Annotated in this window: 16 protein-coding genes; 14 read left to right on the top strand and 2 right to left on the bottom strand. The window is 59.8% G+C overall.

Features of this window, described 5'->3' with window-relative positions; genetic code table 11:
• The first annotated feature begins 247 nt into the window (after positions 1-247).
• The 12 genes from FIU89_RS16890 (at position 248) to FIU89_RS16835 (ending at position 14,954) form a co-directional block, all read left to right on the top strand.
• Complete coding sequence (locus tag FIU89_RS16890) at positions 248-1,018, top strand: DeoR/GlpR family DNA-binding transcription regulator (RefSeq protein WP_152493667.1); 771 nt, start codon at positions 248-250, stop codon at positions 1,016-1,018.
• Positions 1,015-2,109: an ABC transporter ATP-binding protein gene (locus FIU89_RS16885; protein ID WP_152493666.1), complete on the top strand. Its 1,095-nt coding sequence runs from the start codon at positions 1,015-1,017 to the stop codon at positions 2,107-2,109. The genes FIU89_RS16890 and FIU89_RS16885 overlap by 4 nt, the downstream gene beginning before the upstream one ends.
• 13 nt (positions 2,110-2,122) lie before the next feature.
• Positions 2,123-3,385: an ABC transporter substrate-binding protein gene (locus FIU89_RS16880; RefSeq protein ID WP_152493665.1), complete on the top strand. Its 1,263-nt coding sequence runs from the start codon at positions 2,123-2,125 to the stop codon at positions 3,383-3,385.
• 69 nt (positions 3,386-3,454) lie between these two features.
• Positions 3,455-4,369 (top strand): carbohydrate ABC transporter permease, encoded by a 915-nt coding sequence (locus tag FIU89_RS16875; RefSeq protein ID WP_172978149.1) that lies wholly within the window; start codon positions 3,455-3,457, stop codon positions 4,367-4,369.
• Complete coding sequence (locus tag FIU89_RS16870) at positions 4,366-5,172, top strand: carbohydrate ABC transporter permease (RefSeq protein ID WP_152493664.1); 807 nt, start codon at positions 4,366-4,368, stop codon at positions 5,170-5,172. The genes FIU89_RS16875 and FIU89_RS16870 overlap by 4 nt, the downstream gene beginning before the upstream one ends.
• Positions 5,173-5,346: 174 nt before the next feature.
• A complete protein-coding gene (locus FIU89_RS16865; protein ID WP_152493663.1) occupies positions 5,347-6,465 on the top strand; it encodes an extracellular solute-binding protein in 1,119 nt (372 codons plus the stop codon).
• 106 nt (positions 6,466-6,571) lie between these two features.
• Positions 6,572-10,369 (top strand): choice-of-anchor I family protein, encoded by a 3,798-nt coding sequence (locus tag FIU89_RS16860; RefSeq protein ID WP_152493662.1) that lies wholly within the window; start codon positions 6,572-6,574, stop codon positions 10,367-10,369.
• A 135-nt stretch (positions 10,370-10,504) separates the two neighbouring features.
• Positions 10,505-11,608 (top strand): ABC transporter ATP-binding protein, encoded by a 1,104-nt coding sequence (locus FIU89_RS22960; protein WP_152493661.1) that lies wholly within the window; start codon positions 10,505-10,507, stop codon positions 11,606-11,608.
• Positions 11,605-13,032, top strand: a complete 1,428-nt coding sequence (locus FIU89_RS16850; protein ID WP_152493660.1) for an ABC transporter permease — start codon at positions 11,605-11,607, stop codon at positions 13,030-13,032. Before FIU89_RS22960 ends, FIU89_RS16850 begins: the two co-directional genes overlap by 4 nt.
• Positions 13,029-13,916: an ABC transporter permease gene (locus FIU89_RS16845; RefSeq protein WP_152493659.1), complete on the top strand. Its 888-nt coding sequence runs from the start codon at positions 13,029-13,031 to the stop codon at positions 13,914-13,916. The genes FIU89_RS16850 and FIU89_RS16845 overlap by 4 nt, the downstream gene beginning before the upstream one ends.
• Before the next feature lie 10 nt (positions 13,917-13,926).
• Complete coding sequence (locus FIU89_RS16840) at positions 13,927-14,613, top strand: hypothetical protein (protein WP_152493658.1); 687 nt, start codon at positions 13,927-13,929, stop codon at positions 14,611-14,613.
• Between the two features lie 71 nt (positions 14,614-14,684).
• Positions 14,685-14,954, top strand: a complete 270-nt coding sequence (locus tag FIU89_RS16835) for a hypothetical protein (RefSeq protein ID WP_172978148.1) — start codon at positions 14,685-14,687, stop codon at positions 14,952-14,954.
• Here the strand turns inward: FIU89_RS16835 and FIU89_RS16830 are convergent.
• Entirely contained in the window at positions 14,939-15,499 is a 561-nt protein-coding gene (locus FIU89_RS16830) for a tetratricopeptide repeat protein (protein WP_152493656.1), read from the bottom strand. The genes FIU89_RS16835 and FIU89_RS16830 overlap by 16 nt on opposite strands.
• A 79-nt stretch (positions 15,500-15,578) precedes the next feature.
• On the opposite strand from FIU89_RS16830, the gene FIU89_RS16825 reads away from it, so the two are divergent.
• On the top strand, positions 15,579-16,499 hold the full coding sequence (locus FIU89_RS16825) for a PHP domain-containing protein (RefSeq protein WP_152493655.1): 921 nt from the start codon (positions 15,579-15,581) through the stop codon (positions 16,497-16,499).
• Between the two features lie 69 nt (positions 16,500-16,568).
• Here the strand turns inward: FIU89_RS16825 and FIU89_RS16820 are convergent, their stop codons facing one another.
• Positions 16,569-17,072, bottom strand: coding sequence for a hypothetical protein (locus tag FIU89_RS16820; protein ID WP_152493654.1), 504 nt, complete (start codon positions 17,070-17,072; stop codon positions 16,569-16,571).
• A 247-nt stretch (positions 17,073-17,319) separates the two neighbouring features.
• Between FIU89_RS16820 and FIU89_RS16815 the strand changes: the two genes are divergently transcribed.
• Entirely contained in the window at positions 17,320-22,317 is a 4,998-nt protein-coding gene (locus FIU89_RS16815; RefSeq protein ID WP_172978147.1) for an ExeM/NucH family extracellular endonuclease, read from the top strand.
• The last annotated feature ends 202 nt before the right edge of the window (positions 22,318-22,519 follow it).

The raw sequence follows: 22,519 nt of genomic DNA, 5'->3' as shown, positions 1-22,519 counted from the left end.
AGCGTCTGCAGTTTGGCGGATAATTGTCGGGTTGCTGCTTGGGTCCTTCCCGCCCCCTGTTTGCACGCGGGTAATTCGCACCCCGGTGCTAGTCTTTGTGTCGTCTTTTCAAACTGTTGAGATTTGGGTTGTTGTTGTTCTTGCCAAAGAGCTCGTTGCATTCCGAGGCAGGTCCGCGCTTGGCCACCATGTGTGTTCATAGCCTTGTCACAGACAACTGCTCATATGAGCAAGAGGGGGCGCGCGAATGGACAGACGATCTGCGATTCTTGAGATTGCACAACAACAAGGGCGGGTCATGGTTGATGCGCTGTCGCGCGAATTGGGCGTGTCCAGTCACACCGTGCGTCGGGATCTCAATGCACTTTGCGAAGAAAGCAAATTGCGGCGTCTGCACGGTGGCGCGGAATTCGTGGATGGCAGCGCCAACGTACCCTATGCCTCTCGTTCTGTCCTGAACTTTGACTCCAAGCAACGCATTGCCGCAGCAGTTGCCGACCTGGTGCCAGACGGCGCCGCGGTCTTCATATCGATCGGGACAACTCCGGCGCTCGTGGCGCAGGCCTTAGTCGAAAAAGATGCGCTGACCGTGGTGACCAACAATCTCAACGCCGCAATGGCGCTTTCGGAAAACTCCGCCAATCGGATCATCCTGCCGGGCGGCGAGATGCGCCTTCCGGACCGGGATTTTCTGGGCGAGGCATCCATCGAGCTTTTCGCAAACTACCGGGCCGACTTCGGCATATTTGGGGTGGGAGGGATTGACACCGATGGCTGCCTTCTGGACTTCCATGAGCCCGAGGTCCGGGCGCGAGAACAAATTCGCGAGAACAGCCGGGTGTCTATCCTTGTGGCCGACTGCAGCAAATTCGGACGCCGCGCGGCGGCTGTCGGTGGGCATCTGTCGGACATGGAAAGGATCGTGCTGGATCGCCGCCCAGACCCATCCTTCGACAACGTGCTCGACACTGTGAAAGACCGGATCCTGCTGGCGCAGGCCGCAGGAGCGGCGCAATGACCGGTTTCGTGTGTCTCGATGCCGTGACTCGCCAATGGGATGGTCGCGGTGGCGTCGAGAGCGTAACGCTGAATGTGCCAGAGGGTGACTTTGTGGCTGTGCTGGGCCCGTCGGGATGTGGCAAGTCTACGCTCTTGCGGCTGATCTCGGGGCTTGAACAGCCGCAGAGTGGGACCGTGAGCATTGCGGGGCGTGATGTCACGAACCTGCCGGCATCGCAGCGCGCGCTGTCGATGGTGTTCCAGTCCTACGCCCTATTTCCGCATCTGAGCGTCAGGGAAAACATCTCGTTCGGGATGAAGGTCCGCAAGGTTTCCAAGCCGGAGCGGGCCAAGAAATTCAGCCAAGCCGTCGAGATGCTCGGCCTCCAAGGCTTGGAGTCGCGAAAGCCCGCCGAACTGTCTGGCGGGCAACGCCAGCGCGTGGCACTGGCGCGTGCCGTCGTCTCGGGGCATCCGCTGTGTCTGATGGATGAACCGCTGTCGAATCTGGATGCAAAGCTGCGCCATTCGGTACGCCGGGAAATCAAGGTCTTGCAGCGCAAGCTGGGCCTCACGGTGATTTACGTCACCCATGACCAGACCGAGGCGATGTCGCTGTCCGATACGGTGGTTCTGATGCGGGATGGTCGGGTCGAGCAGGCCGACAGTCCCGCCACGCTCTACGCGCATCCGGCCAGCACCTTCGCCGCGGAGTTCATTGGTGATCCGCCGATGGCGATGATTCAAGGCGATGTGATGGGACGTACGGGCGCGACCATTGGCATTCGCCCCGAACACATAACGGCCCTTCGGCCCGAGGCGGGCGACCTGACAGCTCGCGTAAGCGATGTCGAATTTCTGGGCGCGCAGACGCATGTGGTAGTGGATCACCCGGCGGCGCGTGGCCTGATCGTATCCCTGCCAGGACATGCTGACTGGCGCCCGGGCGACGAGATCGGGCTGTGCATACCCGATGAACACAGGGTTCTCTTTGACGCCGACACTGGCCGGGCCAAAGAGAACCCGCAGCAGAATTACGGGGCGAACCATCGCCAAACGGCGCCCCGTGATAGCCGCAAGGCACCCCAACCCCAACCCGTATCAGACTGAAGAGGAAGGCCAAATGCTTCGCTACTCTACTGCTGCCGTCATGCTCACCGCGAGCACGGCCCTTGTCAATCCGGCCGCTGCCGAGACCGAATTGACCATGTACTATCCCATTGCCGTGGGTGGCCCGCTTACCGAGGTGGTGGACGGGATCGTCGCCGATTTCGAGGAGCAAAACCCCGATATCACCGTCAACGCGATCTATGCCGGCAACTACGACGACACCCGCATCAAAGCGCTGTCGGCGCTGAATTCCGGAGACCCGGCGCAACTGGCGGTCATGTTCTCGATCGACGCGTATGACCTGATCGAACAGGACCTGATCGTGCCCTTCGAGGACGTGGTCGAGACCGAAGAAGAAAAGCAGTGGCTGGACAGTTTCTATCCGGCGCTGATGGCAAATTCCAAAATTGAGGGCAAGAAATGGGGCGTGCCGTTCCAGCGCTCGACCATCGTGGCCTATTATAACAAGGACATGTTCCGCGATGCCGGTCTTGACCCGGAAAACCCGCCCGAAACGTGGGACGAACTGGTGTCGATGGGCAAGGAACTGACCACCGACGGCCGCTATGGCCTGATGATCCCGTCGACGGGCTATCCCTACTGGATGTTCCAGGCGCTGGCGATCCAGAACGGCAAGGAAGTGATGTCGGACGACGGGCTGACCACCAATTTCGATGACGAGAAGGTGGTGGAAACGCTGGAATTCTGGAAATCGCTGTCGACCGATCACGGCATCATGCCCGAGGGCACCGTCGAGTGGGGCACGCTGCGCCAGGCCTTCCTGGAAGGTCAGGCCGCGATGATGTGGCATTCCACCGGCAACCTGACCGCCGTGAAGAACGACGCCAGCTTCGATTTCGGTGTTGCGATGCTCCCGGGTAACGAACGGTTGGGTTCGCCCACTGGCGGCGGCAATTTCTATATCTTCAAGGATGCCACCGACGAAGAGCGTCAGGCCGCGCTTGAACTGATCAAGTTCATGACCGCCCCTGAACAGGCTGCCGAATGGTCGATCCAGACCGGGTATATGGGTGTCTCGCCCGCCGCCTATGAGACCGAAAAATTGAAAGCCTATACGGAGGAGTTTCCCCCGGCCCTGGTCGCTCGCAACCAGCTTGAACATGCAGTGGCCGAATTCTCGACCTTCGAGACGGCGCGGGTGCGTGAGGGGCTGAACAACGCCATCCAGTCGGCGCTGACCGGCGCGAAGGAACCGGCGGAAGCGCTGTCGGAGGCGCAGGCGAAAGCGGAAAACCTGCTGTCGGCCTATAAGTAAGACCAACCGATCGGGGCGGCGTCGACGTGTGTGGCGGCGCCCCGTTTCTTTGACCGAATGGAACACGGGATGCCCACGGACGTGACGGCAGAGATCGGGCAAGCGGCGTTCATGCGCCGCCGCAGGGCCGTGCATGGCTGGCTTTTTCTGACGCCTGCGCTTGTCATGCTGTCGACCTTTGCCTTCTATCCTTCGCTGGCAACACTTTGGACTTCCGTCTTTTCGCGTGGGACCCGCCGCAATCCGTCCGAGTTCGTCGGGTTCGAGAACTACCAGCGGCTGTTCGACGATCCGACCTTTTGGACAGTGGTGCAAAACAACATTTTCTATGCCGCCGTGACGATCCCGGTCTCGATCGTTATCGCGCTCACCATGGCGCTGTGGGCCAACGCGAAGATCCCGGCGCGCAGTTTCGTGCGCACGGCCTATTTCACGCCGACGGTTTTGCCAATGATCGCTGCCGGAAACCTGTGGCTGTTCTTCTACACGCCGGGGTTTGGCGTGTTGGACCAGATCGGCGCCCTTTTCGGGGTGTCGTCGGTCAACTGGCTGGGGCAACCCGAAACGGCACTCTGGGCGGTTTGCATCGTGACGATCTGGAAAGAGGCCGGTTTCTTCATGATCTTCTACCTCGCCGCCTTACAGACCATTCCGCCGGACCTCAAGGAAGCTGCCGAGATTGAGGGGGCAAGCCGCTGGACCTATCTGCGGCGGATCGTGCTGCCGCTTTTGATGCCGACAACGCTGTTCATCCTCGTGAACGCGCTGATCAATTCGGTGAAGCTGATCGACCACATTTTCATTCTGACCAAGGGCGGTCCCTCGGACGCTTCAATGCTGATCCTTTATTATATCTGGGAAAACGCGTTTGCCTTCTTCGATGCCCCGGCGGCGGCGGCGATGACGGTCATGGTGCTTGCCGTCCTAGGGGGCGTCGCGGCGATCCAATTCTTCGTGATCGACCGCCGGACGCATTACAGATGAGCGTGTCGCGCCGGATAGAAACCGCGGGGGCGCTGGTGCTTGCAGTGTTGTGGATTTCGCCGCTGGCCTTTGCAGTCTGGGCGGCCTTTCACACCACGAGCGATGCGGTCAACTTCAACCTGACCGCGCCGCTGACGCTGGAGAACTTCCGTACCGCTTGGGAGGGCGCGCCCTGGCTGCGGTACTTCCTGAACACGTTTCTACTGGTGACGACCGTTCTTATCGGGCAGTTCATCTTGTGCACGCTGGCTGGGTTTGCCTTTACCCAGGTCGAGTTTCGCGGCAAGGAAACGCTGTTCGTGCTGGTCCTGATGCAGCTGTTCATCCTGCCCGAAGTGTTGATCGTAGAGAATTACCTGGTGGCCGCCAACCTGGGCCTGCTGGACAGTATCCTGGGGATTGGGGCGCCTTACATGGCATCCGCCTTCGGGATTTTCCTGATGCGGCAAGCATTCAAGACAGTCCCGAAGGAACTTGATGAAATGGCCCGGGTCGAGGGGTGCAGTCTGCTTGGGGTGCTGTGGCATGTGTATATACCGGCTGCGCGCTCGACGTATATTGCCTATGCTCTGGTATCAGTTGCGACCCATTGGAATAATTTCCTATGGCCTCTGGTGGTGACTAACTCAGATACCACGCGCCCGCTGACGGTGGGGCTATCGATCTTCGGAGCACCGGAAAACGGCGTCGATATCTCGGTCATCTCGGCGGCGACGCTGATGGTGATACTGCCGCTTCTCGCGGTTTTCCTGATCTTTCAGAGGCAGTTCGTTCAGGCGTTCCTGCGGGCTGGCATCAAGTGATGGCCGCACGGTCGCGCAGTCCCTCTGAACGCAATAACAATGGTTAAGCGCACCTGAGCCAAGGGCGCTGTCACAAATCTTTTAAGGTAACGTCACGCAGTGGATTCGAAGCGCGATTAAATCCGCGGGGCGCTCTATTCCGAGCGTCAATCAAGAATCCAAGGGGGATATCCTATGAAAGTTTCGCGTCGTTCCGCGCTGCAAATGACTGCGGCGGCCGTTGCCGCACCTGCAATCCTCAAAGCGTCTGACGCGCTGGCCTCGTCCGGCACCGTCAAGGTTTTTGCTTGGCAGGACTATATTCAGCCCAATATCGCAGAGGCCTTTGAGGCCGAAACCGGGATTACGCTGGACCTGACAACGTACGGTTCGAACGACGAAGCGGAATCGACAGTGCGCGCGTCGGGCGGCAAGGGTTTCGACGTTGTCTTTCCGTCGATCACCAACGCGGCAGGCTATGTCGACGACAATGGTGACAGCTTCTTAATGGCGGTTCCCGCGGACGTCAACACCGACAACGTGATCCCGTCTTTCATGCGTGACAGCGCTTCGCTGGGCGGCGTGCACAAGGGCGAGCAGATCCTCCTGCCGTTCGACTGGGGCACCGAAGGTGTGACATATAACTCTTCCGAGATGCCGATCGACGGGCAGGTGTCCTATGGCGACTTGTGGGTCGATGCCGCGAAGGGCAAAGCAGCGTTCCGCCAGAAATCGGTTATTATGGGAACGGGTCTTTATCTTGACGCCACGGGCGAAGTCCCGTCGAACCGGATGTTGGACGTCTACAAATCCGAAGACGACGCGCGCCGCGTCTGGGGCGATATCACCAAGTGGATGTTGGAGCGGAAAGAAAATTTCGGCGCGTTCTGGAACAATGCAACCGAAGCGACCGCCGCGTTCAAGGATGCGGGCAGCATCATCGGCCAGACCTGGGACACGACCGGCTTGCTGCTGAACCGTGAGAACGGCGATTTCCTGTACCGCGCGCCCAAAGAGGGCATCATAACTTGGCTCGACAGTTTCGGCATCCTGAAGGGCGCCGAGAACAAAGACCAGGCGGTGGCCTTCATGAATTTCATGCTGAAGCCAGAAACCGGTGGCATGTTCGCCAACAATACCGGATACAACTCGGCTGTTCAGGGCGCCGCTGACTACGCCTCGGACGAGTTCAAGGCGCAGTTCAACGAGGTCTACACCGCCGACGTTCTGGGCAACATGTGGTGGTGGCAGGCGGACACGCCGTTCTTTGCGCCGGTCCGCAACGAGTTCGTGGAAATTATTACCAACGCGTAACGCCAAATAGGCGCAAAATTCAGGCGCCCCTCTCCGTTTTGCGGGGAGGGGCCATTCAGCAAAATCAGAATCTTACAATTTAGCCAATCCGAAAAAGGATAAGCCAATGAAACCGTTCACGTTTCCCGCAGAATTTTTGACCAAGGAAAAGCCCGCAGTCACGATCACCCCGAATGATGACCTGGGAGTAGAGCAAGCCACATCCTATGACAGCGGCGTCGGTGAAGGTGGGTCGGAAGTCGTTTCGCATTTTGACGGCAAGCTTTACATCACCAATGGCGAAGAGGATCGGATCGACGTCGTTGACGCCGAAACCGGCGTTCTGCTGCAGTCGATCGATCTGACCGTAATCCCGGGCTATGATGGCGTTAATTCGGTCAGTGTGTCGGAGCATGGTATTGCCGTCGCCATCGAAAGCGAGCCTGGCGAAGTTACCTCGCCGCCGATGCTGGAAGGCGAGGAGGGCTGGACCACGGAGCCGCTTTTCACTGTGGGCGGCGTTCTGGACAATGGCTACACCCCGCCGGGCATAATGGACGGCATCGGCGCGATGAAACTGGATGACCAGACCGTGCGGATCTACGTCAACCATGAGCTTGGTTCGGGCGACGGCTACGAATACGAAGTGAATGGCATCACCCTGACGGGCGCGCGTATCAGCTACTTCGACATCGACATCGCAACCCGTTCGATCGTGGACGGCGGCCAGGCCATTCAACAGATCGTTGATGCCAACGGCGACATCGCGACCGACACCTCTTTCACCTTCGAAAACAAACCGGGGTTTGAGCGCTTTTGCTCCAGCGTGCTGGTCGAGGCTGAGCAGTTCGGCGATGGGAAGGGTCTTGTCGATACGATTTATTTCACCGGCGAAGAAACGGGCGGTGATTTCTCGGGCGTCGGCGGTGCGGAATGGGCGCTCGATGTCGCCACGGGCACGATCTATGCGTTGCCCGGATTTGGCCGCGGCGCTTGGGAGAATGTCACCGAAGTTGATACCGGAACCGAGACCCACGTGGCTTTTGTTCTGGCAGACGACACGGCGCCCTTCGATGCGGATGGCGACGGGGTCGATGAAGCCGCTCCGCTTTTCATGTATGTAGGTGAAAAGAGCACTGATCCGGATGCCGATTTCCTGGCTCGGAACGGCCTGGACGGCGGCAAGCTATATGTCTGGGTGCCGTACAATCCCAACATTACCAGCCCCGAAGACCTGAACGGCGGGGCAAACAACATCCCTCAGACCGGCGCATGGGTCGAGGTGGACAACTCGCAGAACCTCGCCCTCGCTGACGAGAACGGCGCGAACGGCTATGACGAGTTCGGCTATCCGACGCAAAGCAACCTTTGGCAACAAGCCGAAGCACAGGGTGCATTCGAGTTTTCGCGCCCAGAGGACGTCGCCACCAACCCCAATGACGGCAGCGAACTGGTGCTTGCATCGACCGGACGCGACGCGCCCGACTTCAACGGGGCGGACACGGTCGGAACGATTTACAGCGTGAGGACGGACTTCACCGATATCAACGCACCGACCGCGGCGCTGGAAATTCTCTATGACGGCGACGCCGACCCAAACCAGACCCTGCGTAGCCCGGACAACCTGGATTGGGCCGATGACGGCATGATCTATATACAGGAAGACCGCGCGGCGAGCGGCCTGTTTGGCGACGGCGCTGCCAACCCGGCGGACGCGGGCGTGGTGCGCCTCGATCCGTTGACCGGCGAGGTGACTCGGATTGCAGAGATCAACCAGGATAACGTCTCGCCCGGCGCCGTGGATGAAAACGTATTCTTCACTGGTCAGCAGGACATCGGTGACTGGGAAAGCTCGGGTATCCTGGATGTTTCGACCCTCTTCGGCGAAGCGCCGGGGACACTTTTCCTGGCAGATGTTCAGGCCCACGCGCTTGACGACCAGGATCGGTTCGACGTGCCCTTCCCGGCCTCGGAACTGACCGACGACAACCTGAAGGAAGGTGGTCAGCTTTTGTTCCTCGCCGCCCCCGGTGTCGAGATCGGCGTGCAGGATCCGGTTGACCCGATCGGGAACGCGAACGGCACAGTGGCGCTATTCGATCTCGATGGCAACTTGCAGCAGACCTTCGAGGCCGGAAACCTGCCGGACATGGTGACCTTCTCGAAGGACGGCACGAAAATCTTCGTGGCCAACGAGGGTGAGCCGACCGAGTTCGGCGATCCGGCCGGATCGATTTCGGTCATCGACGTGACGACGGGCGTGACTCAAACCTTTGGGTTCGAGGAATTCGATGACCAGGTCGACGCGCTGCGCGATGCCGGCGTGCGGATTTTCCCTGGCAGCCTGCCGTCGACGGAATTCGAACCCGAATACATCGCAGAGTCCGACGGCAAGCTGATCGTGACGCTTCAGGAAGCCAACGCCGTGGCGATCTTCGACCTGGACAGCATGAGCTTTGACGGGATCGTGCCCCTTGGGACAATCGACCATTCGGTCAGCCCACTCGATGCCTCGGACCGGGATGATGCGATCAATATCCAGACCTACGACAACCTTGTCGGACTGCGGATGCCGGACGCGGTTGCGGCCACCGAAATCGACGGTGAGACCTATTTTCTGACGGCGAACGAAGGCGACGACCGCGGCGACGCCTTCGTCTATGACGATGGCGAGTACGACGGCAACGACCGTGGCGATGCCGCACGCGTGGGTGACATTCTGGACGGAATGGAGTCGGGCAATTTCGTGCAGTTCCGTGACGGCGACACTGTCATCGACATCACGCTTGACGAGGACCTGGTCACGTACCTGAACGGCCTTGAAGGAACTGGGCTAGACCGTTTGACGGTCTCGGTCATTGACGGGGACACCGATGGCGACGGCGATATCGACGTCCTGCACGCCTACGGCTCGCGGTCTTTTACGATCTTCGATCTGGCCGGCAACGTGGTCTTCGACTCGGGCGATGATTTCGAGCAGATCATCGCGGAAAACCGTGTACCCAATGCGTTCAACAACGATGATTTCCCCTCCGATGATCCTGACGTGATCGACGAGAACCGCTCGGACAACAAGGGCCCCGAGCCCGAGGCGATTGAGATCGGCGAGGTTGGCGGACGCACACTGGCTTTTGTCGGGCTGGAACGTGACAGCGGCATCATGATCTACGATATCTCCGACCCGGCGAATGCCGAGTTCGTGGATTACATCGAGAGCACTGAATTCGGCAATGTCAGCCCCGAGGTCATCGACTTTATCCCGGCGGAGGAGAGTGCGACCGGTCTAGCGCAGATCGCGGTCTCTTACGAGGTATCTGGCACGACAGCGGTCTATGACCTTGAATTCGGCGCCGAGTTCAAAGGCACCCGCCGGGCCGACAACATCGACGGCACGATTGCGGATGACGAAATCGATGGCGCATCGGGCCGTGACACGATTGAGGGGAACGGCGGCGACGACGATATCGACGCAGGCGCAGGCCGCGACAACGTGAATGGCGGCGCCGGAAACGATACCGTCGATGGCGGGCGTGGCCGCGACGACATTTCCGGCGGCAGCGGTGATGACCTGATCCTTGGCGGTCGGGGTCGTGATGACCTGAGTGGTGACACAGGTAATGACACGGTCTTCGGTGGACGCGGCCACGATACGATTGACGGCGGCGAAGGCGACGACCTTCTTGGAGGCGGCTTTGGCCGGGATGTTTTCGTCTTCGACCTGGGTGATGGTACGGATGAGATTATTGATTTCGGTAACCGTGACATGATCGACATGACCTCTACCGGCCTTACCTTTGGTGACCTGACGCTGACGGAGCTGAATCCGCGCCAGTTCGTTGTGGAATACGGCGACATGGGTGACGAAATCGAGATCACACTGGCAGGCCGCAGCTTTGATCTGACCGAGGATCACTTCTCGTTCTGACCGTTTGAGAATCACGTGGCGGCGCGCGGCACCAGTGCGCCGCCGGCTTAGCGTCCTTCGTAGCTGGGAACGGAATTATGAAAATGTTGCGCCGCGTCGACTCTCTTTGCCGCGGCGTTTCATGGAGGACATCGTATGCGCGGTAAGGATGTATTGCTGGAAAAGGTGGAGATCACATATCCCAACGGTTTCACGGCAGTTCACGAAACCGACCTGACCGTCAGGGCAGGTGAGTTCTTCTCGATCCTGGGGCCGTCGGGCTGTGGCAAGACAACGATCCTGCGGGCCGTTTCGGGTTTCGTCGAGCCGTCGGGTGGCGCGGTGCGTATCGGTGGCCAGGATCAGCGCGGGCTTGCGCCCAACGCGCGGCCCACGGCGTTGATTTTTCAGAACCTGGCACTTTTCCCGATGATGCCTGTGTGGGAGAACGTGGCCTTCGGGCTGGAAGCGCGCGGCGTGTCGAAACGGGAACGGCAGGCGCGGGCGACAGAGTTGTTGAACCTTGTGGCACTCGGCGATCAGGCCGACAAGAAGCCTGGCGAGTTGTCCGGTGGTCAGCGACAGCGCGTGGCCATTGCGCGCGCCTTGGCGGTCGATCCGGCGGTATTGCTGCTGGACGAACCGTTGTCGGCCCTGGACCTAAAGCTGCGTCAGCATATGCGCGCCGAGCTGCGGTCGATCCAGCAGAAAACCGGAGTGACTTTCATTTACATCACCCACGATCAGGGCGAGGCATTGACCATGTCGGACCGCATTGCGGTGATGAATGCCGGTCGGATCGAGCAGGTCGGTACCGGCGACGAAATCTATGCCCGTCCGAGCACCGCCTTTGCGGCGTCGTTCGTAGGGGAAACCAACCAGTTTCCTGGGCGTGTCAGCGCGCGAGAGGGGCAGATGGCTTGGATCGAGACGGCGCATGGGCGTTTTTTGGGCCGCAACACCGCGGAGTTGAACGAGGGCGACGCAGCGATTTTGTTCGTGCGCCCCGAGGTGATGCGGGTGGCCGACGGACGCAACCGCTTAAATGCACGGCTGGAGCGTCGTGACCTGGAGGGTGCGTTTGTAAATCTTTTCCTGCGCAGCCAGACGGGCGCTGAGCTGGCGATGTCTATGCCCAATACGGGCATGGTCGGGTTCGACACCAGTGACGTCGATGTCGGGTTCAGCGCTGAACAGGCGTTGGTGCTGCCTGAGGGGCCCTTGGCGAAGACCGGGCGGGAAGAGTTGGCGGCGGAATGAGAGAGCTTCTGCGAGGCTACGGCAAAGGCTTGGTCGCGGTCTTCTTCGGAGCCGTGGCGATTTGGGCTTTGGTGCTGATCGTGCTGCCGCAGCTGGCGATGCTGGAGCGGGCCTTGACCAAGCCCAAGCGGCAACTGGACAGTTCGATCGCCGCGCAGCTTGAACGAGACGCTTTTACCTGCATCAACGTTTTGCAGCAACACCAGGCGCCTTCCGAGACGGTGGGGGCGAATGGCGGTATGGCCGTGCCATCGGCCTCGGGCATGGCGGTTCCGTCCGCTTCGGGAATGTCCGTGCCATCGGCATCCGGCATGGCGGTTCCGTCCGCATCCGACATGGATGCAAGCGCGAGCGAGGCGGCTACCCGGCCTTACATCCTGCAATGTGACCGCGCCACGACCCGCAAGAAGATGGTGCGCGACGCCGGTGAAAAGGCCTGGCTGAACGAGCTTTATGACCTGCCCCTGCTGGAAGTGACGGACAGTCCGCCCATCGAAGACCAGATCGCGACGGCTGAAGAGATCACGCGCGTCGCCGGTGCGCTGTACCAGGACCTTTTGGTGATGGAAGCCAACGCGTCGCGCTTTGGGTTTGGCAATTTTGCGGCCCTGACCCAGCCGGTGCTTATCCCGCTGGCGCCGGAGACCAAGGCCGAAGAGGATGCCGCGCTATCAAACGTTCTTCTAGGCGTATTGGGCCTACGGTTCGAGCGGGACGGGCAGGTTTACGAGCGGATCGGCATGGTGACGCTCACCCGCACGCTGATCTTTGCGATACTGGCCACTACACTGGCGCTGGTGGTGTGCTATCCGATTGCCTACAAAGTTGCTTTAGCAACCCCGCCGGAACGGGCAATGTGGCTGTTTCTTGGGCTGGTCATACCATATGCCATCGTCGAGTTGATGCGTATCTATGCCTGGACCGCGATCATCGACAATGAAGGGTTGCTGAACCAGGCGCTGATGTGGGCGGGCGCGATTTCCGAGCCGATCCAGTTCAAACGGTCGGCGCTGACCGTCTTTGTGGTGATCGTGTATACCTATGTCCTTTTCATGGTCTTCCCGATCTTCAACGTGATGTCCACGCTCGACCGCAACCAGATCGAAGCGGCGCGCGACCTTGGCGCATCGACGGCGCGATTGCATTGGCGAGTGATAATGCCACACGCCAAGCCGGGTATCGCGGTGGGCTGTATCGCGACATTCATGCTGGCCGCCGGAGCGTTTTCTGTTCCACGCATCATTAGCCGGGGCCTGCAGGCAGAATGGTTCAGCCAGACCATCTATAATAAGTTCTTCGAGTCGGAGAATTCCAATGTCGGTGCGGCCTATTCCTTTGCCTACACGCTAGTCTGCTTTCTATTGGTGGCGCTGTTCATGTGGACGATGCGCACGCGCCTGAAAGACTTCGCGAGGGTGCAATGACCGAAGCGACCACCGGCATGATCGTTCGCCCCAATGCCGCAAAAGGCCACGCATGGATAACAGCGAACGCGGTATTGACCGTTTACACCTGGGCCTTCCTGGCCTTCATGTTCGCGCCGCTTCTGATGATGATCGTCTCGAGCGTCAACGACACCTCGCCGCCTTCGGTCACGGAGTGGGGCGGGCTGACGGGCAAGTGGTACGCTTTTTTCTGGATGCCTGAGGAGGAGATCCGCGCCGACCCGGTGCTGCGCGCGCTGGACCGGGACAGATTCATGGCGTGCTTTGGCAATTCGCTGATCATCTCGGCGGTCGTCGTGCCGCTGGCTTTGTTGCTGGGACTGGCAGGTGCAGTGTTGCTGACACGCTGGCGCAGCCGGATGAACGGAGTGCTCTGGTGGGTACTGCTGTCACCGATGCTGGCGCCTGGTGTTATTCTGGGGCTGTCGGCGCTGGTCTTTTGGGGCAGGCTTGGTGTTGGCGCGGGTCTTTTCACGATCATGATGGCACAAGTGACATTTATTGCCGCCTACCCGCTGCTGATCCTGATGGCGCGTCTGCAACGCCAGCCCGTTGAACTGGAGGAGGCGGCGCTGGATCTTGGCGCGTCGCCGTTCCATGTGTTCCGCCGGATCACACTGCCGTTTCTGTTGCCGGCGCTGGCCTCGGCAGCGGTGATCGCGTTCCTGAGCTCGATGGAAAATTACAACACGACGATGTTCGCCAAAGGCGGGGCCTGCAATTTCGCCACCGAAATTGGGGCGATGGGCCGCAACCCGAACGGCCACCCGCCGGTAATCAACGCGGTGGGTACGGTGATCATTTTTCTGACTGTCACGGCCGCGGTGACTCACGCTCTTCTGACCCGGCACGAAAGTCGGTAAACTTCGGTCTATGAAAATCACCGCACGCTGTCACCCGGCGCTGGAGCCGTTGCTACCGCGGCCTGTTCTGGCGGGGCGGATGCTGCCCGACTGGCTGTCGAGTATGCCGTCCGAGGTTGCGGCCGAAAGCTTGGGCAACGAGAGCATCCGGACGCTGAAACATTGCCCGCCGTTCATCGACGCAATGCGGCTTGGCGTTTTGATCCTGAACCCCGTCGACCTATTGGTGAAGGATGGGGAACTGCATTGGGAGTGGGACCCGCCGATCCTGGACGATGCCCTGATCAGCCGCGCGCCGGTGGGCGTGCATGTTCCGGAACAGGCCGACGGCACGCCGCTTGCCACGGACCGGCTGATTCTGAAATTCATCAACTACTGGACGCTTTCGACTGAGCCGGGCTGGTCGCTTCTGTTTCATCACCCGGCGGGATATCTGGACCTGCCGTTCCAGACTTTGTCAGGCGTTGTGGATAGCGACCTTTACACCGATGGCTATGTTCACTTCCCAGCGCTGCTCGATCCCGGTTTCGACGGCATCATCCCGCGTGGCGCGCCAGTGGCGCAGGTGGTGCCAGTGCGCAAGGACAGCACGCTGGAGGTCATAACCATGACCGAGAGCGAAATTGCCGATAATCGCGCCATGCAGGACGGTCTGGCGCGCGAACCCGGTCTGTATCGCAAACGATATCGACGTTAGGGATTTACGGATCAAGGTGGAAGTGTAACACTTTCATGACAAATGAGTAGGTCATGAGAGCAGTTATCGTAATGTCGGCGCTTATCGCCGTCGCAAGCCCCGCCGCAGCGCAGACGCTGGAGGACCGGCGCGCGCAATGCATGGGATGGATGATGCAGGGCTATCCGTCAGGCATCGAGGAAACAGCCTGTACCGCGCAATTCTCGTTGCCGTCCCCGTTCCTGTTCAAATGCGCACGGGCGCAGAGGGTGGGTTATGACAGCGTCCGGCAGCGCGCGGCGTGCAAGCTCTTTTTCGAGGAGGCGTCGCTCGCCGCCGATGAAGGCTACATCCGGAACTGACACAGGTTAAGCGGGATCGCACCTTTGGCGGTGCGGGTCAGCGCCTTGAGCGCCTGTGGCCGCAAGGACTGATCCAGCAGTAACGCATGGCGATCGGCTCTTGTGCTGCGCCCGGTTTCGGCTGCAATGCGATATCGCGCCAATCGGGCCTCGGCGTCTTCCGCATTGCCAAATGCCGTTTCTGCCTTGTCCCACTGTCCAAGTCGCAGGCAGAGCCGCGCGAACATGCGGCGAGCGTCGCTATCGCCGGGATCCAGCTTGTGCGCCTTGTCGAACGCCCGGTGCGCAGCCCTGAGATCAAGCGCTTCAAGCTCGGCCCGGCCCAGTTCGAACCAGGCCTTGGCGTAATCTGACCGCCGCAGCACCGCGCGCCTAAGCCACTGGACACGCTGGCCACTCTTGCCCGACTCTTCCAGAACCTTGGCAAGGTTGTAAAAGACCTCGGCCGGGGCGGATTTCGCGTTGGCGGCGCGCCGCAAAACGCGCTCGGCCGCGGCCCAGTCTTCTGCCTGCAAGAGCGCCGGAAGGCGCGAAAGATCAGCCATGTCGCACCCTTTCGGACCCGTCGTCACACCGGTTTCACATTCTTTCGCGACAAGTCTGTGACACTGCCTGGGGGACCTGATGAGCAGTATGGCTTTCGACCGACCGGGCCGCTTTTGGCGCGGCAATCTTCATACACATTCGAACCTGTCTGATGGGTGTCTGGAACCCGAGGAGGTCTGCCGCCGCTATCGTGACGAAGGATATGATTTTATCTCGCTCACCGATCACTTCATCGGGCAGTATGGCTATCCGATTGCGGACACGACACCGTTCAGAACGCGTGATTTCACTACGATCCTTGGGGCCGAGCTGCATTCGGGCGCAATGGAGAATGATGAGCTTTGGCATATTCTAGCCGTTGGCCTGCCCACTGATTTCGAGCCGCCGAACGCGCCGGGCTTTTTCCCGGTCGAGGACCAGGAAAGTGGTCCCGACCTAGCGCAGCGAGCACGCATGGCGGGGGCTTTCGTTGCGGTGGCGCATCCGGAATGGTCGGGCCTGACCACCGAAGATGCCCGCAGCTTGTCCGCGGCGCACGCAGTCGAGGTTTACAACCATGGTTGTGCCGTGGGCTGCGACCGGCCGCATGGCTTTTACACGCTTGACCAATTGCTGACCGAGGGGCGGCAAATGACGCTTTGCGCCACGGACGACGCCCATTTCACAGAACCGGACCATTTTGGTGGCTGGGTGATGGTCAAGGCCGAAGAAAACGATCCTGATGCGCTTCTGGCGGCATTGAAGGACGGCGCGTTCTATTCGAGTACCGGACCGGAAATTCGTGGCCTTCACTGGGAAGATGACGTGGTTACGGTTGAATGCAGCGCGTCGGCTTCAGTCATCGTTCAGGGGCAGGGCTCGGCGGCGGTGGCGCAGCATGGGGCATCAATGACGCGCGCCTCCGTTCCGTTGGGCCGGTTCGACAGTTCGGCCTGGATGCGGGTGACCGTGGTCGATGCCGCGGGCAGGCGCGCATGGAGCAACCCGGTCTATCGCTAGAACGCGCGCTGCTGTTTAATCGACGGACTGACCGTCCGAGGAACAATGGTCGGGCAGGATCAACTGCGATCAGTTCGGCGCAGACCCTATGCGGGAGGACAATTCATCAGACTTTGAGCATGCGGTAAGCCAGGATTGGATATCGGACGGTCGCGCGCCGCAGAAATTAGCTTTGATTTTGTGATCGAAGATGTGCTTTTGGGGATCGAAGACCCTTGGGCTTTTCTTGTCCGGAGGAATGATCCAGACGCAGCTGATACGACCATTCTCGTCAGTTTCAGCAATGAACGTATTCACAGCCATAGCGACACCCCCATGTAACGATATTGTAAAATTACTGAATTTGACCAGGATTTGGCAAGTCTTAAGGCGGGAAGGCGACGTCGTTGGGAATTTTTCTAAAGAGGTATTAAGTTCGATCGGTGTCGGCTTTTCCTGATCGAGGTTGGAGAATATCGCGGCTATTTCATTGTAGCGGTCGGTTTTTCTTAACCGTGCGGCGCGGCGTGAAGAAGCAGGCTTTTCCCATCGCGTCCAACAAAAAGAGTACGCCGGAAACGGTTGTGGAAGCACGGGAAAATCGAACGTGACCAGACGGTGAAAGCTGTTAGCAACGAGCGGGTCGATTTGTATCCGAGAAAGTTTATCAAGCCTGAATAGCGGAGTGATGCAAAGGCATCTCGCATGTGCGTCAAAGACTGTGGTTTGTCCAACGCCTGAGTTCGAGCGCAGGATATATGCGAGCCGGTCGACACAATACTGATACGTCGCCCTGCAACGTTCGCGTCAACCAAATCTGGATTTACCTGGGAGATTCGGCATGACCGCTTGGTGGCGCAATTTTGAGTTCGGCAATTCCAAATCCAACATCCTGACCGGCTCGGTCTATTCCGACTATATCTTTGGGTTCGGCGGGGACGACGAGATTTCCGCGGGGGACGGTAACGACACTATCTTTGGCGGCTGGGGCGATGACATCCTGGAAGGCGGCGCGGGCAATGACCTGATCGTTGGCGGTCTCGGTTTTGACACTGCGGTCTACGAGGGTGGGCTGGACGATTACGACATCATAGTGCGTGGTGGATGGTTGGGGCGCAACGTGACGGTTTCCAACACCTCGTCTGCGGCAGTCGGCGACGCTGGCACGGATCGGCTGAAAAGTGTTGAGGCGCTTCATTTTGCGGCCGATGACCTGACGATCTTTGTGAACGGCCGGAATAATGCGGTCATCGCCGGCGATGACAGTGTGAACGCGGCCGAAGATGGTGCGACCGAGATCGCCGTGGCCGATCTTTTGGTTAACGATCGCGATTTTGATGGTGACGCCATCATGATCACGGCGGTCTCGGCCACATCCGCGTCCGGCGCGTCGGTTAGCCTTGTGGGCAACCAGGTGGTCTATGAGCCCGGCACGGTTTTCGACGGGCTGGACGACGGCGAGACGGCTACGGATACCTTTACCTACACGGTCGATGATGGACGCGGTGGTTTGAGCGAAGCCGTAGTTACCGTGACCGTTGAAGGTGCGAATGATCGACCGATCCTTTCGGCACTTGCGGAGGTCACCATCGACGAGAACACGACCGCCGTTCCGGCCCAGATTGTGGGCAGCGACGTGGATGGTGACACGCTGGAATATTCGATCACCGGCGGCGCCGATGCAGCGTTCTTCCAGATCGATGCGCAAACGGGCGAGCTCAGCTTTGTATCCGCGCCGGATTTCGAGGCCCCTGCCGATGCCGGTGGCGACAATGTCTATGAGGTACAGGTCGGTGTCAGCGATGGCGATGTGACCGAGACGGGCGACATTGCCGTGACCGTCGCCGATGTCGCGGAAGTCGACGCGCGTATCAACGAGTTTCACTATGACAATGCCGGCACGGATGCCGGTGAGTTTGTCGAGATCCGGGTGGGCGCAGGTCAGGATGTTTCGGGTCTGCTGATCGAGTTCTACCGCGACAGCGGCACCGTTTATGACACCGAGACACTGGAGGCGTCGCCGGACAGCACGCAAGGCGGGTTCGATTATTACCTTGTCGAATTGCCGACCAACGGTATTCAAAACGGACCGGCGGACGGGATCGCCCTGTCGAACAACGGCGAGCTGATCGAGTTGATCAGCTACGAAGGAACGCTGACCGCAACCGAAGGCACCGCGGCGGGCGTCACCTCGACCGATATCGGCGTGACCGAAGGCAGTGGCACACCCATCGGTGCATCGCTTGAACGTGCCGAGGATGGTGACGGCTGGATGGTGGCCGATCAGGACACGCGCGGATTGAACAACGATTTCGTCCCGCTCGCGCAAATAGTGATTTCGGAGATCATGCAGAATCCGGCAGCGGTTTCGGATGCGGACGGTGAGTATTTCGAGGTCTACAATTCGGGCGAGCAGGCTGTCGATCTGAATGGATTCACGATTACCGACAATGACTCCGACGCGCATGTCATTGAAAATGGTGGCCCGCTGCTGATCCAGCCTGGCCAATACCTTGTTCTGGGACGCAACGCCGATACGCTCAGCAACGGGGGGGTAACGGTCGACTATCAATACAGCGGCGTGGCCCTCGCGAACGGGGCCGACGAAATTGTCCTGACCGACACTCAGGGCCGCGAAGTGGACCGCGTTGAATATGACGGTGGGCCGGATTTCCCCGATCCGAACGGCGCATCGATGGAACTGACCGACCTTTCCACAGACAACAACATCGGCAGCAACTGGGTAACCGCAACGCAGGCATTCGGAGACGGCGATCTGGGCACCCCGGGTGCCGAAAACGGCGGGGCGCCGGAGCCTTTTGCCGGACGGATCAACGAGTTCCATTACGACAATGACGGTGCGGACGCGGGTGAGTTCGTCGAAATCCGTGTCGCAGCAGGGACCAATGTGGTCAACACGACGCTTGCGCTTTACAATGGCAGCAACGGCAGCCTGTATGAAACCTACAGCTTGCCCACGACGCCGGCGTCCAGCGACGGCACCTTTGACTATTACGTCGTTGACACTCCCGGTCTTCAGAATGGCAGCCCGGATGCGATCGCGCTGGTGAATGACGGCTCGGTGGTCGAATTCCTCAGCTACGAGGGCGAATTTACCGCCCTTGGCGGTCCGGCGGCGGGCCTGGCCTCAACCGATATCGGCGCGTCGGAATCCGGCAACACGCCCGAGGGGTTTTCGCTGCAGCGCAATGAAGATGGGACATGGCGCGTACCCGAGGCCGAAACACGCGGGGCCGCCAATGACGGCATCACTCCGCCGCAGGGGATTGTGATCAACGAATTCCGCATCTCAAGCGGGGGATCGAGCGACGATACCTCGAACTTTGTCGAGCTTCTTGGCACACCTGGCCAGGGCTTTGACGGTCTGACGCTACTTGCCGTCTCGGGCGAATTCGAACCAGGGCAGGTGGACTATGCCATCTCGCTCGACGGCGCGGTTGCCGACGAGAACGGATTTCTTCTGATAGCGGAAGACAGCAACCCGGCGCTGGAGGCTGGTGATGTCGGCGTGGCAGGGCTTGATTTCTTCGGCTCGCCTCAGACTTTCTTGCTGGTCCACGGGTTTACCGGCAGTGCCGGCGACGACCTGGACACGGACAATGACGGAACCTTCGACATGGGCGTGGGCAACGTGATTACCTCTTTGTCCCTGACCAATGGTGGCGGCGCGCCTGATGTAAGCTATAGCAACGATATCTTTGGCCCCGACGGAACCTTCACACCGGCGGGCGGGGCGCGCGACCCCGATGGCAGCGGCGCGTTCACGCAGCTGGCGTTCGGCGAGACCTCGCAGGACACCCCGGGCGAGAGCAACGCCACAGGCCCGGCCACGCCCGCGCTGATCTCGGAGGTGCAGGGGGCCGGCCCGGTTGCCGCCCGCTTTGGCGAAGTGGTCACCGTGACGGCGATCGTGACGTATCTGGTGGACGATGGGTTCTTCCTGCAGGAAGAAGACACCGACAGCGATGGTGATGCCGCCACTTCGGAAGGCATTTTCATCTTCACCGGTGAGGGCGCGAGCCTGCCGAGCCTGGGTGACCAGGTCTCGGTCACGGGCACCGTGACGGAGTTCTTCGACGAAACCCAGATCGGCGACGTGACCGACATCAGCGTGGTTTCGTCCGGCAACGCGATGCCGACCATGGCCGAAATCATGCTTTCCGACACTGCATCGAATTTCGAGGCGATCGAGGGGATGCGCTTTCGCCTGTCGAGCGGCATAGCCGGTGAAGAAATTACCGTGATCGAGAATTTCAACTTCGACCGCTTCGGTGAGATCACTGTCAGCGCCGGCACCCAGACCCAGGCGACCCAACTGTTCGACGCTCAGACCGAGGCCACGGAGGTGGCCGCGGTGATCGAGGGCAATCTCAACAACCGGCTGATCATCGACGACGGGGTGTCGGGGCAGAACCCGGGCGCCTTCGAGTACGTGCCGAACCTGACCGCGGGTGACGATGGCAATGGTATCCTGAATGCGGCCGACACTTTCACCGCAGAGGGCGCCACTCTGCGGTTGGGGTCCGAGATAACGGGTGTAACCGGGGATCCGGAACAAGATGATATCACCGGGGTGATGCGGTTCGGTTTCGGCGAATACCGGATGCTGGTCGACGGCCAGTTGGTGATTGACCCGGCGACCAACGAAGATGCCCGCCCGGATACGCCAGAGGATGTCGGAGGCAATATCCAAGTGGCGTCTTTCAACGTGCTGAATTACTTTACTTCTTTCAGTGACGGCACCGCGACCAACCCGGCGGGGCAGGCGCGTGGTGCAACGTCCGCATCTGATCTTGACCGGCAGACGGCCAAGCTGGTCGAGGCGTTCTTTGGAACGGGGGCAGAAGTCTTTGCCATTCAGGAGATCGAGAATAACGGGTTCGGTCCTGGCTCGGCGATTGCCACCCTTGTCGATGCGCTGAATGCCGAGGCGGCGCTGCGCGGCTCTTCGTCGGTCTACGCCTTCGTTGATCCGACAACGGATGCCGGACCCATCGGCACCGACGCGATAACCACAGGGCTGATTTATAACACCACGGCGGTGAACCTCGTCAGTTCCGATTTCATCGTGTTCGACGAGCCGTCGGCCGCGACTACCTTCGGATTGGCTGATGTGCTGAACGCCGTAGTCGCGTCCGGAGAACAGTTGGATGATTTTCAGCGCAACCGTCCCAGCGTCGCGGCGGAGTTCGAGGATGTTGTCACGGGCGAGACGTTCACCGTGTCGTCCAGCCATTTCAAATCCAAGGGCGACAGCGGGCTTGTCGACCTGGTGGTAGCTGCGCAAACCTATCTGGACGGTGGTGGTACCGGCATCACGCAGGCCGACATCGACGCGCTGCGCGCCGACCCGAACTATGACCAGGGCGATGGTCAGGGCTTCTGGAACGCGGTGCGGACCGATGCGGCGGGTGAACTGGCGAACTGGCTGGAGAATGACTACGCCGGAACCGGCACGGAGAGCTACCTGATGCTTGGGGACTTCAACGCCTATGCCGAGGAGGACCCGGTTCAGACGATCGCAGACGACGCCGATTACACCGATCTGATCGACAGTTTCATCGGCCAGCAAAATGCCTTCAGCTTCGTTTTCGACGGACAGCAGGGAACGCTTGACCAGGCTCTGGCATCAAACGATGTCGTAAGCATGGTCACCGGCGTGACCGAGTGGCATATCAACGCGCAAGAACCCGACCTGTTGAACTACAGCAGCCGATTCAATGATCCGGGCTTCTATAGTGACGATGTCTTTGCTTCTTCCGATCACGATCCGCTGATACTCGGGCTCGACACGCAGCCTGACGATCTTGTGGTCTGACCAGAGAGCCTTGGGGCTGATGGGGTTCGGTGAGTGGCCGAACCCCAATAAGACCTAGGCTCGCGAAACGCTTGATTGTTGGGAAATAGAAGTATGGGTTTCGTGCAGATGACCGGGGGTCAGCTCGTTCCAGCGCCGCAATCTTGTCTCATGTAAACTCTTTCACGCAGACCTATGTGGAAGTTTTAGAACAGCGTAGACA

Source organism: Roseovarius sp. THAF27 (genome assembly GCF_009363655.1).
Taxonomy (GTDB): domain Bacteria; phylum Pseudomonadota; class Alphaproteobacteria; order Rhodobacterales; family Rhodobacteraceae; genus Roseovarius.
Note: the sequence above shows the minus strand (reverse complement) of the source record. Positions and strands in the feature narration are given on the sequence as shown.